Origin of the sequence: Variovorax sp. RO1 (assembly GCF_002849325.1) — a bacterium.
Classification (GTDB): domain Bacteria; phylum Pseudomonadota; class Gammaproteobacteria; order Burkholderiales; family Burkholderiaceae_C; genus Variovorax.
On record NZ_PKMT01000007.1, the window covers coordinates 153,388 to 167,091 of the forward strand.

General features: G+C 65.9%; 13 protein-coding genes and 1 riboswitch. Of the genes, 5 read left to right on the plus strand and 8 right to left on the minus strand.

From position 1 onward, the window contains the following. Window positions 1-223: 223 nt before the first annotated feature. From CY658_RS27620 to CY658_RS27635, 4 genes are all read right to left on the minus strand, one after another. A complete protein-coding gene (locus CY658_RS27620; protein ID WP_143713801.1) occupies window positions 224-1,105 on the minus strand; it encodes a DUF3108 domain-containing protein in 882 nt (293 codons plus the stop codon). 255 nt (window positions 1,106-1,360) lie between these two features. Continuing rightward, a complete protein-coding gene (locus CY658_RS27625) occupies window positions 1,361-2,518 on the minus strand; it encodes an alpha-hydroxy acid oxidase (protein ID WP_101493230.1) in 1,158 nt (385 codons plus the stop codon). Window positions 2,519-2,655: 137 nt separating this feature from the next. Beyond that, a complete protein-coding gene (locus CY658_RS27630) occupies window positions 2,656-3,549 on the minus strand; it encodes a LysR substrate-binding domain-containing protein (protein ID WP_101493231.1) in 894 nt (297 codons plus the stop codon). 34 nt (window positions 3,550-3,583) lie between these two features. Further along, window positions 3,584-4,165: a TetR/AcrR family transcriptional regulator gene (locus CY658_RS27635; protein WP_101493232.1), complete on the minus strand. Its 582-nt coding sequence runs from the start codon at window positions 4,163-4,165 to the stop codon at window positions 3,584-3,586. Between the two features lie 88 nt (window positions 4,166-4,253). Here CY658_RS27635 and CY658_RS27640 point away from each other — a divergent pair, with 88 nt between their 5' ends. Together CY658_RS27640 and cynS are read left to right on the plus strand one after the other, a co-directional pair. Then, window positions 4,254-4,676 (plus strand): nuclear transport factor 2 family protein, encoded by a 423-nt coding sequence (locus CY658_RS27640; RefSeq protein ID WP_101493233.1) that lies wholly within the window; start codon window positions 4,254-4,256, stop codon window positions 4,674-4,676. Between the two features lie 199 nt (window positions 4,677-4,875). Further along, window positions 4,876-5,319 (plus strand): cyanase, encoded by a 444-nt coding sequence (gene cynS, locus CY658_RS27645; RefSeq protein ID WP_101493234.1) that lies wholly within the window; start codon window positions 4,876-4,878, stop codon window positions 5,317-5,319. Here cynS and CY658_RS27650 read toward each other — a convergent pair. The 4 genes from CY658_RS27650 to CY658_RS27665 all read right to left on the minus strand — a co-directional run bounded on the left by CY658_RS27650 (window position 5,273) and on the right by CY658_RS27665 (window position 9,629). Next, complete coding sequence (locus tag CY658_RS27650) at window positions 5,273-6,094, minus strand: SDR family oxidoreductase (RefSeq protein ID WP_101493235.1); 822 nt, start codon at window positions 6,092-6,094, stop codon at window positions 5,273-5,275. The two genes, cynS and CY658_RS27650, sit on opposite strands and share 47 nt — an antisense overlap. A gap of 161 nt (window positions 6,095-6,255) precedes the next feature. Beyond that, on the minus strand, window positions 6,256-6,858 hold the full coding sequence (locus CY658_RS27655; protein WP_101493236.1) for a Pr6Pr family membrane protein: 603 nt from the start codon (window positions 6,856-6,858) through the stop codon (window positions 6,256-6,258). 17 nt (window positions 6,859-6,875) lie between these two features. Continuing rightward, window positions 6,876-7,223 carry a DUF1161 domain-containing protein gene (locus tag CY658_RS27660; RefSeq protein WP_101493237.1) on the minus strand — a complete coding sequence of 116 codons (348 nt, stop codon included), beginning with the start codon at window positions 7,221-7,223 and terminating at the stop codon, window positions 6,876-6,878. A gap of 171 nt (window positions 7,224-7,394) precedes the next feature. Further along, window positions 7,395-9,629, minus strand: a complete 2,235-nt coding sequence (locus CY658_RS27665; protein WP_101493238.1) for an NADP-dependent isocitrate dehydrogenase — start codon at window positions 9,627-9,629, stop codon at window positions 7,395-7,397. A gap of 266 nt (window positions 9,630-9,895) precedes the next feature. After that, window positions 9,896-10,021: riboswitch (glycine riboswitch) on the plus strand. 134 nt (window positions 10,022-10,155) lie between these two features. On the opposite strand from CY658_RS27665, the gene CY658_RS27670 reads away from it, so the two are divergent. Genes CY658_RS27670 through CY658_RS27680 form a run of 3 tightly spaced genes read left to right on the plus strand, consistent with a single transcriptional unit; the run spans window position 10,156 to window position 13,702 of the window. Further along, window positions 10,156-11,739, plus strand: coding sequence for an ABC transporter substrate-binding protein (locus tag CY658_RS27670; RefSeq protein ID WP_101493239.1), 1,584 nt, complete (start codon window positions 10,156-10,158; stop codon window positions 11,737-11,739). Window positions 11,740-11,762: 23 nt separating this feature from the next. After that, complete coding sequence (locus CY658_RS27675; protein ID WP_101493240.1) at window positions 11,763-12,704, plus strand: ABC transporter permease; 942 nt, start codon at window positions 11,763-11,765, stop codon at window positions 12,702-12,704. A gap of 20 nt (window positions 12,705-12,724) precedes the next feature. Further along, the gene (locus tag CY658_RS27680; RefSeq protein ID WP_257885006.1) at window positions 12,725-13,702 is read left to right on the plus strand and encodes an ABC transporter permease; all 978 of its coding nucleotides are present in this window, start codon (window positions 12,725-12,727) and stop codon (window positions 13,700-13,702) included. The last annotated feature ends 2 nt before the right edge of the window (window positions 13,703-13,704 follow it).

The window sequence follows — 13,704 nt, forward strand, 5'->3', positions numbered from 1 at the left end:
CGCCTATGTCCTCGGAAAAGTATAAACAAAAATGTTGATTGACGGGGGTGCAGTGCCCGCAGAAAGTGCTCCGCGCTCGTCGCCTATGCAGATCGGGTGAAAAATCTCAATGGTCGTGATGCCGGCAACTCGCCTGCTCGGCAGCTGAAGGCTCATCAGAAACGCGATCACCATCAACGAAAACGGACCCCGAAGGGTCCGTGGCCAGAGACTGAAACCCGCGTTACTTGGGCGAGTAGGTCATCTTCGTCACAACCATCGACGTCTTCGTATCGCCGCCCTTCAGCAGCTGGCCGCGATACGGGCCTTCGGCGGCGAGCCAGAACTCTCTCGTGGCTTCCTTGGTGATCACCGATGCACCCACAGTGATCTTGAGCGAGAGCTTGCAGGTGTTGAACGTGCCCAGTGGCGTGTCCAACTGCTCGCGGCCGTGGTAGGTGAGCTCGCCACTCGCGGGCAGCGAAACCGTTGTGCCACTGCTGCCGTTGAGAACCGGCGTCTTCGCCACTGTGGATTGTTGGCTGACGACCTGGCCCGGCGTCATGTCGACCGGGAATGCGAACGGCGGCGTGAAGACCTGGGACACCGTGCTGACATTCACCAGCGGATAGCCCGGAGGAAGCGAAGGCGCGAACGTCGGATCGATCGTGTTCTTGTACGTGGCCGATTTCCCGTAGAGCAGGAAGCTGCCGTTCACGAGGTCCTTGTATTCCTTCTTGACGGTGATTTGCTGAAACGCCGGATAGGTGATGCTTTCCGAGCCCACGTTCACCGCGATCGGGTTCGCGCCGCCGAATGCCTCGCGGCCCGCGGTCACTGCTTTTCTGCGGAAGGAGGGAGTCGCTGGATCTGTTCCTGGCTTGGCTGCCTCGAATTCCACAACCGTGCCTTCGCGGAAGTCGGCCTCATTGAAGCAAGGGCCCGAACTGTCCGACACGGGCGCTGGTGCGGGCGGCGGCGGGGCGGGTTCAGCGATGGGCAAGATGGGAAAGGCGGGAGCGCCACCACCGTCTCCGCCACCGCCGCAAGCGGAAATTGCTGCGACTGCGGCAACGATTGCGAGCAGTCGTGCGCGCGAAATGTTGTTGGAACGTGCTTTTTTCAAGATTCCTCCCTGTTGTTGAGGGCCGAATCTTGGAGGGCGATCTTCTGCGTTCGAACGAGGTGTGTATTTCGTTTGCAGTTGACTTTTCGCGGTTGGGGAATAAGTCACACAAGCGCGTGAAGGCCCTGTGGATGGCCCTCAGCGCCGGTGTCGATCGGCCCGCGAGCGAAAGCGCCATGCGCACACGCTCTTGATGCCCGGGAACGAGGTCCCCAACCGCTGGAACCTGCGCCCGGCGAGGCCTTCAACCGCCCCTCAGAACGTCCCCGGCAGCAGGATGTCCGACTTCACGTCGTCGATCTGCGTGCGACCGCAGAAGGCCATCGTGATGTCCAGCTCCTTGTGGATGATCTGCAGCGCGCGCGTCACGCCTTCCTGGCCATAGGCGCCCAGGCCGTACAGGAAGCTGCGGCCGATGAGCGTGCCGCGTGCGCCGAGGGCGCGGGCCTTGAGCACGTCTTGCCCGCTGCGCACGCCACCGTCCATCCACACCTCGATCTGGCTGCCCACGGCGTCGGCAATGGCCGGCAGCGCGGCGATGGACGAGGGTGCGCCGTCGAGCTGGCGGCCGCCGTGGTTGGAGACGATGAGCGCGTCGGCGCCGCTGGCCACGGCCAGGCGCGCGTCTTCGGCGTCCATGATGCCCTTGAGGATCAGCTTGCCGCCCCAGCGCTTCTTGATCCATTCGACGTCGGCCCAGCTCAGGGCCGGGTCGAACTGCTCGGCGGTCCACGACGACAGCGACGACAGGTCTTTCACGCCCTTGGCGTGGCCGGCGATGTTGCCGAAGGTGCGGCGCTTGGTGCCCAGCATGCCCATGCACCAGCGCGGCTTGGTCGCCAGGTTGATGAGGTTCTTGATCGTGGGCTTGGGCGGCGTCGACAAGCCGTTCTTGATGTCCTTGTGGCGCTGGCCGAGGATCTGCAGGTCGAGCGTGAGCTGCAGCGCCGACACGTTGGCGGCCTTGGCGCGGTCGATCAGGCGCTCGATGAAGTCGCGGTCCTTCATCACGTAGAGTTGGAACCAGAAGGGGTGGCGGTCGGTGTTCTCGGCGATGTCTTCCAGCGAGCAGATGCTCATGGTCGAGAGCGTGAACGGAATGCCGAAGGCCTTGGCCGCGCGTGCGCCCAGGATTTCGCCGTCGGCGTGCTGCATGCCGGTCAGGCCCGTGGGCGCGATGGCCACGGGCATGGCGACTTCCTGGCCGATCATGGTGGTGCGGGTGGAGCGGCCTTCCATGTTCACGGCCACGCGCTGGCGCAGCTTGATCTTCTGGAAGTCGCTCTCGTTGGCGCGGTAGGTGCCCTCGGTCCAGGCGCCGGAATCGGCGTAGTCGTAGAACATCTTCGGCACGCGCCGCTGGGCGATCGCCCGCAGGTCTTCGATGCAGGTGATCTTGGAAAGGTCGGGCAAGGGGAAGTCTCCAGGCTGGTGTTATGGGGGTCAAGGCGGGCTGCAGCCTGGGCAGGCCACGGCAGCGCCGGGGGTCGAGTCTGCAGGGGAAACGCGCCGGTCACCTGAAAAAAGCCCGCACCCCGTCTGAAAATTATTCAGCCCGGTTCGCGCAGCGCCTGGCGCAGCCATTCGACGAAGGTGGCGCATTCCCAGCGCTCCATGGTGCCCGGGCGCCAGCACAGGAAGTAGGCGTTGGGCGAGGGCGCGCTGTGCGGCGACAGGCGCACCAGCCGGCCGTTGTCGATCCAGGCGCGGCCCAGCCGCAGGTGCATGAGCACCACGCCGAAGTCTTCGGCCGCGGCATCGAGCGCCAGGCCCAGGTCGTTGAACTGATGGCCCACGGCCGGCTCGGGCAGGCCGATGCCGCAGGCCTTGAACCAGATGCGCCACGACTCCAGCGGCGTGCGCAGCAGCTGCACGCGCGCCACCTCGGCGTCGGTCGAGAAGTGGTTGTCGAAGGGCCCGTGGCGTTTCAGGTAGGCCGGGCTGCACACCGGCGAGACGTCGTCGGCCAGCAGCTGGCAGAACTCGCGGTCGTGGAAGGGGCCGGTGCCGAAGCGCAGCTCGATGTCGGCGTCTTCTGCGGTGAAGTTGCGCACCGGCATGGTCACCTGCAGCATCAGCTCGATGGTCGGGTAGGCGTCGCGGAACTCGGCCAGCCGGGGCAGCAGCATCTGGCGCGAGAAGGTGGGCGTGACCGCCACGCGCAGCCGCCGCACCTGCGACGCGGGCTCGCGCCCCGGCACCTGCTGCAGCGCCGCAATGGCCTCGCGCACGCGCGCCAGGTAGGCCACGCCGTCAGCGCTCAGGCCGAAGTCGTTGCCTGTGAAGAGCTTGAGCTCGAGCTGCGTCTCAAGCTGGCGGATGCGGTGGCTGACCGCGCTGGGCGTGACGCTGAGCTCCTCGGCCGCGACGTTCACGCTGCGCAGCCGCGCGACGGCCTCGAAGGCCTGCAGGCCCTGGGTCGAGGGGAGTCGCGTCGATGCCATGTGTTTTTTGGGGAAGAGAGTGAGCGATGCGATGTTATCGAAGGGCGACCAGCGCATCGAGCAGCCGCCGCAGGTCGTCGACCGCCTCGCGCGCCAGGGCCGCATCGCCCATCTGCGCCTTGACGATGGTGCCATCGACGCCCAGCGCGGCCGCCTGCGCGATGGCCATGCGCTGCGGGCCGTCGGGGAGCAGGCCGGCGATCACCTCGACCATCTCGCGCTTGTGCTCGCGCGCGATGTCGGCGGCGCCGGCCACGCTGGCACCCACCTCCACCACCGAGTTGATGAAGGCACAGCCCCGAAAGACCGGGTCGGCGAACCACTCGGCCATCACGTCGGCCAGCACCGGCAGCGCCTGCCCCTGCGCGATGCGCTGCTGCGCGTCGCGGCGGCCCAGCGCATCGACGAACCACGCCATCCACACGCCGTGTCGGTGGTCGAGAAAGGCGCGCACTAGGTCGTCCTTCGACGGGAAGTGCCGGTAGAAAGTGACCTTGGTGACGCCCGACGCGGCGATCACGCGGTCGATGCCGGTGGCACGGATGCCGTCGGCATAGAAGAGCTCGTGCGCCGTGAGCAGGATGCGCTCGCGTGCGGGCAGTGCAGAGATGTCCATGCGGCGATTGTAGGCATGTAGACAGGTCTGTCTACTCGTGGCACATTGCGGGCCTTCATCACTTCATTTCTTTGACTGAAAGACCGCCATGGAATCCCGCCCGCCACTGCCGCCCTTCACCCTTGAATCTGCGACCCAGAAAGTCCAGGCCGCCGAAGACGCCTGGAACTCGCGCGACCCCGTGCGCGTGAGCCTGGGCTACACGCCCGACACCGAGTGGCGCAACCGCGCGGACTTCGTCAACGGCCGCGAGCAGGTGGTCGAGTTCCTGTCGCGCAAGTGGGAGCGCGAGCACGACTACCGCCTGAAGAAGACGTTGTGGGCCTTCATGGACAACCGCATCGCGGTGCGCTTCGAGTACGAATGGCACGACGCCGCGGGCCAGTGGTTTCGCAGCCATGGCAATGAGAACTGGGAGTTTGCGGAGAACGGGTTGATGCGCAAGCGCTACGCGAGCATCAACGACCAGCCCATCGCGGAGTCGGAGCGCAAGTTCCGCTGGGAGCGCTGAGCTCTTCCTGTCTTGTCCCCTCTCCCGCTTGCGGGAGAGGGTTAGGGTGAGGGCGTGCGGCCTTCGCAAAGCCGCGCCTCACGCCATCGCCGTCGCACCCTCACCCCAACCCTCTCCCCGAGGGGAGAGGGAGCAAGTCAGGTGGGCATGCCTGTTGCTTGGCCTATCGCATCCATTTCAACCCCAGGAGCCAAGCCGCATGAACCGCAACGACGTCACCGAGAAGATCATCACCGTGAAGGTGTCCAAGGGCATCCAGTGGGCCGACGTGGCCAGGAAGGTCGGCCTTTCGAAGGAGTGGACCACTGCGGCCTGCCTCGGCCAGATGACGCTCGACGACAAGCAGGCCAAGATCATCGGCAAGATCTTCGGCCTTACCGTCGAAGAGCAGAAGTGGCTCAAGGTCGTGCCCTACAAGGGCTCGCTGCCCACGCCCGTGCCCACCGATCCGCTGATCTACCGCTGGTACGAGGTGGTGAGCGTGTACGGCACCACCATCAAGGAACTGATCCACGAGGAGTTCGGCGACGGCATCATGAGCGCCATCGACTTCAGCATGGACATCCAGCGCCAGCCCGACCCGAAGGGCGACCGCGTCAACGTGGTGCTGTCGGGCAAGTTCCTGCCGTACAAGAGCTACTGAGGTTCGGCTTTCGGCACACCGGCGTCGCAGGCTTCGGCCGCGGCGTCGGGGCCGAACGCCAGCCCGGGCCGGCCATGCCGTAGCTCGCACCCTCGATCGCGCCGGCAATGGCACGCGCCACGCCCTCGACGGGCGTCGTCAGCCGCCGCCGCGTGCGCATGCGTTCGAAGGTGTAGCTCGCGGCGATGCGCTCGGCCAGCGGGTCGGCGGCCTCGGCCACGTCGGGGCTCACGAGCGTGACGTGCAGGTGCCCCGCGTGTTCCCGTCGCAGCCCTTCGGAAATCGCCTGCACCGCGTACTGCGTGCCGTGGTACACGGCCGAGTCGGGCGTGGCGCCGCCCATGGCGACCGGCGCGACGTTGACGATGTGGCCCCAGCCCTGCTCCTGCATCGTCGGCAGCACGGCCGCCACGCCCAGCAGCATGCCGCGCAGGTTGACGTCGATCATCAGCTCCCACTCCTCGACTTTGCGCTGCCACAGCGGCGACCGCGGCATCACGCCGGCGGCGTTCACCAGCACGTCGATGCGGTCGTGCGTGTCGAGGGCGAACTCGGCAAAGGCCTCCATGTCGGGCCGGTGCGTCACGTCCAGCCGCCGGAAGCTCGCCGAGCCGCCGGTGGCATTGATCTCGGCCGCGAGCGCGGCCAGCCGTTCGGTGCGGCGCGCGCCGAGCACCACATGGGCGCCACGCCGCGCGAGCCGCCGCGCCGTCGCCTCGCCGATGCCGCTGCTGGCGCCGGTGACGAGAACCACTGTGTCCTGGATTGCACTCATACAAAACTCCTCATGCAGGTCGGTGCGCCGTGGCGCGAAGGGTGCGCCGGGCATGGGGATGAGTCTCGGGGCGAAGAGGGTTGGAGCGGTATCCGGATCGAACGAGGTTTTTGCCTGATCCTGCGAAATGTAGAAACAGGCGGGTCGCGCGCGTGGCCGCGTCAGGCGCGCCGGCCCAGCCGATTCCCCAACGCCAGCAACCCCCATCCCGCCAACCCGAAGGTCAGCGCGATACCCGCCGCATAGACAGCCACACCGCCGTAGCCGCCCACATTGGCGGGGTTGAGGAAGGGGTAGGGATACCAGCCGGTGCTGCCACCGCGCAGCAGTGTGTAGGCCAGGTAAACCATCGGGACGACGAGTATCCACAGCAGCTGCCGGCCGCCGAGTCGCGTGCGCGGTGGTTGCAGCAGCCAGTCGAGCAGCACGACGCAGGGCATCACGTGGTGCAGCAGCGTGTTGATCCACGGCCGCAGCGCGCCGAGGTCGACGTCGCGCAGCAGCAGCGAGAAGACGATGCCGACCACCGCCATGTTCACGGCCGACATGGCGCGCAACCCCTCGTCGGGGCCCGTGTACGCCGGTCGCCAGAGGCGGCGCGCGCCGAGCACGAGCACGATCGCCGCGAACAGGTTCGAGAGGTTGGTGAAGAAGCTGAAGAAGTTGACGACGTTGAAACCCATGCGGACATGGATCGTCAGCTGCCAGCCGATCGCCACGAGGGTCAGCAGGCCGAAGAAGAGGCGCAAGGCAGGCCAGATCACGGGATGCTGCCCTGCGCTCAGGGCTTGCAGGTGCCGCCCATGGACACCGAGCCGTCCTTGCACTCGGTGAGCAGGGGCTCGCCGCGTGGCGCGGGGGCTGACGTGGAGGCAGGCGCTTGCGAGGCCGTGCCGCCTTCGCGCTGATAGACGATCTTCTTCGTGCCGAGGTCGCAGCTGCCCACCACCTGGCCGCTCGCGGTGGCGGCGGCATCGACGGTGACGACGCTGAAATTGGTGACGCCCGACGCGGCGATCTTGGCCTCGATCTCGGCGCGCAGCGTGTCGCAGTTGCTCTGGGCGTGGGCGCTGCCGACGACCGCGAGCAGGGTCGAGGCGGCAGCAACAGCAAGCAGACGGAGTTTCATGAGGGGCCTGCCTTTCTTTTCTCTTGCAGTGAGTGGGGCGGGGAATCGCAGTCTAGTCTCGCGCTGTGCGATGGAAGATGCAAAAACAAACGGCCTGCCGCGCGAGCAACAGGCCGTTGGTAGGAAGGCTTCCGGGTCAGTGCAGACCCGGAAGACGCAGGCGCAGCGCGATCAGGCCGCCGGCGCCAGCACCGCGTTCAGCGTGGCGCTGGGGCGCATCACGGCTTCGTACTTCTTCGGGTCGGCCAGGTAGTAGCCGCCGATGTCCACCGGCTTGCCCTGCACGGCCGCGAGTTCGTCGACGATCTTCTTCTCGTTGGCGGTGAGCGCCTCGGCGAGCTTCTTGAACTTGGCTTGCAGGTCCTTGTCCTCGGTCTGCGCGGCGAGTTCCTGGGCCCAGTACATGGCCAGGTAAAACTGGCTGCCGCGGTTGTCGAGCTGACCGGTCTTGGGCGACGGGTTCTTGTTGTTGTCGAGCAGCTGGCCCGTGGCCGCGTCGAGCGTCTTGGACAGGATCTTGGCTTGCGCGTTGCCGGTCTTCAGGCCCAGGTCTTCCAGGCTCACGGCCAGCGCGAGGAATTCGCCGAGCGAATCCCAGCGCAGGTGGTTTTCTTCCACCAGCTGCTGCACGTGCTTGGGGGCCGAGCCGCCCGCGCCGGTCTCGTACATGCCGCCGCCGGCCATCAGGGGCACGATCGACAGCATCTTGGCCGAGGTACCCAGTTCCATGATGGGGAACAGGTCGGTCAGGTAGTCGCGCAGGATGTTGCCGGTGGCGCTGATGGTGTCCAGGCCGCGCACGACGCGTTCCAGCGTGTAGCGCATGGCACGCACCTGGCTCATGATCTGGATGTCCAGGCCCGTGGTGTCGTGCTCGTGCAGGTACATCTTGACCTTGGTGATCAGCTGCGCCTCGTGCGGGCGGTAGGCGTCGAGCCAGAACACGACCGGCATGCCGGAGTTGCGTGCGCGGTTGACGGCCAGCTTCACCCAGTCGCGAATGGCGGCGTCCTTGACCTGGCACATGCGCCAGATGTCGCCCTTTTCCACGTCTTCGCTCATCAGCACTTCGCCGGTGTCCAAGTCGGTGATGTTGGCGATGCCGTCTTCGGCGATCTCGAAGGTCTTGTCGTGCGAGCCGTACTCTTCGGCCTTCTGGGCCATGAGGCCGACGTTGGGCACGGTGCCCATGGTCTTGGGGTCGAAGGCGCCGTGCCACTTGCAGAAGTTGATGATCTCCTGGTAGATGCGGGCGAAGGTCGATTCGGGCATCACGGCCTTGACGTCCTTCAGGCGGCCGTCGGCACCCCACATCTTGCCGCCGTTGCGGATCATGGCGGGCATCGACGCATCGACGATCACGTCGTTGGGCGAGTGGAAGTTGGTGATGCCCTTGGCCGAGTCGACCATGGCCAGCTCGGGGCGGCCTTCGTGGCAGGCGTGCAGGTCGCGCTTGATCTCGTCCTGCGTGCTCTGGGGCAGCGTGGCGATCTTGTTGTACAAGTCGACCATGCCGTTGTTGACGTTGATGCCCAGCTCGTCGAACAGCTTGCCGTGTTTCTCGAAGGCTTCCTTGTAGAAGATCTTCACGCAGTGGCCGAACACGATGGGGTGCGAGACCTTCATCATGGTCGCCTTGACGTGAAGCGAGAACATGACGCCGGTCTTGTGCGCGTCTTCGATTTCCTTTTCATAGAAGGCCAGCAGCGCCTTCTTGCTCATGAACATGGAGTCGATGATCTCGCGGTCGAGCAGGGCGACCTTGGGCTTGAGCACGATGGTCTTGCCGCTCTTGGTCAGCAGTTCCATCTTGACGTTGCGCGCGCGGTCCAGGGTCATGGACTTTTCGCCGTGATAGAAGTCGCCGCCGTGCATGTGCGAGACGTGCGAGCGGGAGGCCTGGCTCCACTCGGCCATGCTGTGCGGGTTCTTGCGGGCGTATTCCTTCACGGCGCGGGGCGCGCGGCGGTCGGAGTTGCCTTCGCGCAGCACGGGGTTCACGGCGCTGCCGGTGCACTTGTTGTAGCGCGTGCGGATGTCCTTGTCCTCGTCCGAGGTCGGGTTCTCCGGGTAGTCGGGAATCTTGTAGCCCTTGCCCTGCAGTTCCTTGATGGCCGACTTGAGCTGCGACACCGAGGCGCTGATGTTGGGCAGCTTGATGATGTTGGCGTCAGGCCGCAGCGTGAGCTTGCCCAGTTCGGCCAGGTTGTCGGGCACCTTCTGGTCGTCGCTCAGGAACTCGGGGAATTCGCCCAGGACGCGGGCGGCCACCGAGATGTCGCTCGTCGTCACGTTGATGCCGGCCGGCGCGGTGAAGGCGCGCACGATGGGCAGGAAGGCGTAGGTCGCCAGCAGCGGCGCCTCGTCGGTGAGGGTGTAGACGATGGTGGGTTGCTTCGTGCTCATGCGCTTGCTTCCGTAGGTTCTGGGTTGTCGAGAGGGCTGAAATTTCATTGGGCGAAATGGACTTTCGCCGGAGCCCCCCATTGTCGCCCGGTCGGGCCGGGGCGCGGTCGGAGAAACCCCGATGACCCCGCTGCCGCGGCCCATGCCACCGCGTGGCACGCAAACTGCTTTGAAGAAAGCATCCAGGAGAAATGCCTGGCTCGATGCGTCGAGCTGGTGCATTACCGAAGGCGATAGCCCATAACGCTCAGGTCCCAAGACTGGATTTTTCTAACGCTGGAGAGCGCTGACCGGCCCCCTTGCAGGGGACCGAGGGCAGCCGCCGAAGGGGCAAGCCCTGCGCGATGTGCGTGCAGGGTGAATCTCTCAGGCAAAAGGACAGCAGGGGCACGCCGCGCGATGAGCGCGGTGTGTCCGTGTTCGCTCCGGAGCCTTTTTCATGACCTGTTTCCCGCACCGCCGCCCGATGCCTGCGCCCCCGGCGTTGCCCGCGCGCGCCCCTCTTTTTCAACCGGAGAACTGACCCATGCTGAAGACACGACAACTGAAAGCCCTGTTCGCAGGTGCCTTGCTGGCCGCGGCAGCGGCCTCCTCCTTCGCGCAGGACACCGGCAAGGTGCTGCGCCTCGTGCCGCAGTCCGACCTGAAGATCCTCGACCCGATCTGGACCACCGCCTTCGTCACGCGCAACCACGGCTACATGGTCTACGACACGCTCTTCGGCGTGGACGCCCAGGGCAAGGTGCTGCCGCAGATGGTCGACAAGTACACGACCAGCGCCGACGGCAAGACCTGGACCTTCACGCTGCGCAAGGGCCTGGCCTTCCATGACGGCAAGCCCGTCACTTCGGAAGACGTGCTCGCCTCGCTCAAGCGATGGGGCCAGCGCGACGGCCTGGGCCAGAAGATGTTCACCGCCCTGGACAAGACCGAGGCGGTCGATGCCAACAGCTTCAGGTTCGTCTTCAAGGAGCCCTTCGGCATGGTGCTCGATGCGCTGAGCAAGCCTTCGTCGAACCCGCCCTTCATCATGCCGGCGCGCGTGGCGGCCACGCCGGCCGACAAGCAGATCGACGACGCCACCGGCTCCGGCCCCTACATCTTCAAGAAGGACGAATACCGCCCCGGCGAAAAGATCGTCTACCTGAAGAACACCAAGTACGTGCCGCGCGCCGAGGCGCCGTCGGGCACGGCCGGCGGCAAGAGCGTGTACGTCGACCGCATGGAGTGGATCGTGCTGAAGGATGCACAAACGCAGGCCAATGCGCTGGCCAACGGCGAGGTCGACATGATCGAGTGGGTGCCCTCCGAGCAGTACACCGCGCTCAAGAACAACCCTGCCATCACGCTCGACAGCCCCGTGTCGAAGGGCTCGTTCGCGTTGCACCTGAACCACCTGATCCCGCCCTTCGACAACCCGAAGATCGCGCAGGCCGCCTTCATGGCCATCAACCAGGAGGCGCTGATGCGCGCCCAGCTGGTGCACAAGGAGCTGTACAACGGCTGCGCGTCCATCTACCCCTGCGGCTCGGCCTTCGCCTCCGACAAGACGGGCTACTTCACCGGCAAGCCGCAGTTCGAAAAAGCCAAGGCGCTGCTCAAGGAGGCAGGCTATGACGGCAAGCCCGTGGTGCTGATGTACCCGGCCGATTTCGCGGTGCTCAACAAGTTTCCGCCGGTGATGGCGCAGCTGCTCAAGCAGGCCGGCTTCAACGTCGACATGCAGTCGATGGACTGGCCCACGCTGGTCACGCGCCGCGCCAAGAAAGATCCGGTCGACAAGGGCGGCTGGAACCTCTTCATCACGGGCTGGGGCATTGCCGACAACATGAACCCGATGTTCTTCGCGCCGCTCACGGGCAATGGCGAGAAGGGCTGGTTCGGCTGGGCCACCGACGACAAGCTGGAGCAGCTCAAGTCCGACTTCCTTGCCAGCAGCGACGAACCCAAGCGCAAGGAGCTGGCCACCGCCATCCAGCAGCGCGTGTACGACACCGGCATCTACGCACCCATCGGCGAGTACAAGCCGCTCACGGCCTACCGCAAGGGCGTGGTGAGCGGCGTGGTGCGCTCGCCGGTCGCCGTGTTCTGGAACCTGAAGAAGAACTGACGCGGCCGGACCCGGGAGCCACCATGCTGCTTTTTCTTGCACGCCGCATTCTCTCGACCGTGCCGGTGCTCGTCATCGTCGCGCTCATCGTGTTCCTGATGCTGCGGCTCGCGCCCGGCGACCCGGCCGCCGCCATCGTGGGCGACAGCGGGACCAGCGAGAACATCGCCAGCGTCCGCGCGCAACTGGGGCTCGACCAGTCGCTGCCCGTGCAGTTCTTCCACTGGAGCGCGCAACTGCTGCAGGGGAACCTGGGCGAGTCGTACTTCATGAAGAAGACGGTGGTGGAACTGATCGGCCAGCGCATCGAGGCTACGGTGTCGCTCGCGGCCGTGACGCTGGTGGCCACCATCCTCATCGCGGTGCCGCTCGGCGTGCTCGCGGCGTGGCGCCACGGCGGCTGGCTCGACCGCATGCTGATGGGCTTCTCGGTCATGGGCTTTTCGATCCCCGCGTTCGTGATCGGCTACGTGCTCATCTGGATCTTCGCGCTGCACCTGCAGTGGCTGCCGGTGCAGGGCTACCAGCGACTGAGCCAGGGGCCTTTGCTGTGGCTCAAGCACCTGATCCTGCCGTCGATCACGCTGTCGATCATCTACGTGGCGCTGATCGCGCGCGTCACGCGTGCGGCCGTGGCCGAGGCGATGACCGAGGACTACATCCGCACCGCGCGCGCCAAGGGCATCTCCGAGACGCGGCTGCTGATGCGCCACGCGCTCGCCAACGCGGCCATTCCCATCGTCACGGTCATCGGCATCGGCATCGCGCTGCTGATCGGTGGCGTGGTGGTCACCGAAACGGTGTTCGCCATTCCGGGACTCGGGCAGCTCACGGTCGATGCGGTGCTGTCGCGCGACTTCCCGTTGATCCAGGGCATCACGCTGTTCTTTTCCGTCATCTACGTGCTCATCAATCTGCTGATCGATCTGAGCTATCTGGTGTTCGACCCCCGCATCCGGTACTGAACGAAGTGAACGGAAACACCATGACCGATTCGACCCTTTCCATGTCGGCCGCAGCCGCCGCAGCAGCAGCAACAGCAGTGGCGCCAGACGCCGCCATCGAACCGCTGGCACCGCCGCAACGCCGCTCGCTGCTCACGCGCATCCTGGCCGACTGGTCGGTGCGCGCAGGCGGCAGCGTGCTGCTGCTGCTCGTGCTGATGTCGCTGGCCGCGCCGTGGCTCGGCACCATCGACCCGACCGCCATCGACCCCGGCAGCGGCAACCTCATGCCCGGCACGCGCGGCGAGTTCAACAGCCTGGCCGGCGACACCTTCGAGCATCTGTTCGTGATGGGCACCGACAGCCTGGGGCGCGACATCTGGAGCCGCACGCTGTACGGCGCGCGCGTGTCGCTCACGGTGGGCGTGGCCGTGGCCGCGCTCGCCATGGTGCTCGGCATGCTCGTGGGCCTGCTGGGCGGCTACTTTCGCCGCATCGACAGCGTGATCATGCGGCTGATGGACGGCGTCATGGCCATCCCCGGCATCCTGTTCGCGATCAGCCTCGTGGCGTTGTTCGGCGGCAGCCTGCTCACCGTGGTGGTCGCCATCGCGGTGCCCGAGATTCCGCGCGTGGCGCGGCTGGTGCGCTCGGTGGTGCTCACGGTGCGCGAAGAGCCGTATGTCGAGGCGGCCATCGCGCTCGACACGCCGACCTGGAAGATCCTCGCGCGGCACATCCTGCCGAATGCGATTGCGCCGCTGATCATCCAGGCGACCTATGTGTGCGCCTCGGCGATCCTGGTGGAAGCCATCCTGTCCTTCCTCGGCGTGGGCCTGCCGGCGGACATGGCGACCTGGGGAAACATCATGGCCGAGGGCCGTGCGCAGTTCAACCAGTACCCGCACAACGTGCTGTTCCCGGGCATCTTCCTGGCGCTCACGGTGCTGGCCGTGAACATCCTGGGCGACGGGTTGCGCGACACGCTCGACCCCAAGTTCAACAAGCGCGGAGGCTGAGC

Bases quoted from the DNA above. Each gene is read 5' to 3' on its own strand.
- CY658_RS27675 (WP_101493240.1), top strand. From the start codon at position 11,763: ATGCTGCTTTTTCTTGCACGCCGCATTCTCTCGACCGTGCCGGTGCTC.
- CY658_RS27630 (WP_101493231.1), bottom strand. From the start codon at position 3,549: ATGGCATCGACGCGACTCCCCTCGACCCAGGGCCTGCAGGCCTTCGAG.
- cynS (WP_101493234.1), top strand. From the start codon at position 4,876: ATGAACCGCAACGACGTCACCGAGAAGATCATCACCGTGAAGGTGTCC.
- CY658_RS27680 (WP_257885006.1), top strand. From the start codon at position 12,725: ATGACCGATTCGACCCTTTCCATGTCGGCCGCAGCCGCCGCAGCAGCA.
- CY658_RS27660 (WP_101493237.1), bottom strand. From the start codon at position 7,223: ATGAAACTCCGTCTGCTTGCTGTTGCTGCCGCCTCGACCCTGCTCGCG.
- CY658_RS27665 (WP_101493238.1), bottom strand. From the start codon at position 9,629: ATGAGCACGAAGCAACCCACCATCGTCTACACCCTCACCGACGAGGCG.
- CY658_RS27640 (WP_101493233.1), top strand. From the start codon at position 4,254: ATGGAATCCCGCCCGCCACTGCCGCCCTTCACCCTTGAATCTGCGACC.
- CY658_RS27670 (WP_101493239.1), top strand. From the start codon at position 10,156: ATGCTGAAGACACGACAACTGAAAGCCCTGTTCGCAGGTGCCTTGCTG.
- CY658_RS27635 (WP_101493232.1), bottom strand. From the start codon at position 4,165: ATGGACATCTCTGCACTGCCCGCACGCGAGCGCATCCTGCTCACGGCG.
- CY658_RS27650 (WP_101493235.1), bottom strand. From the start codon at position 6,094: ATGAGTGCAATCCAGGACACAGTGGTTCTCGTCACCGGCGCCAGCAGC.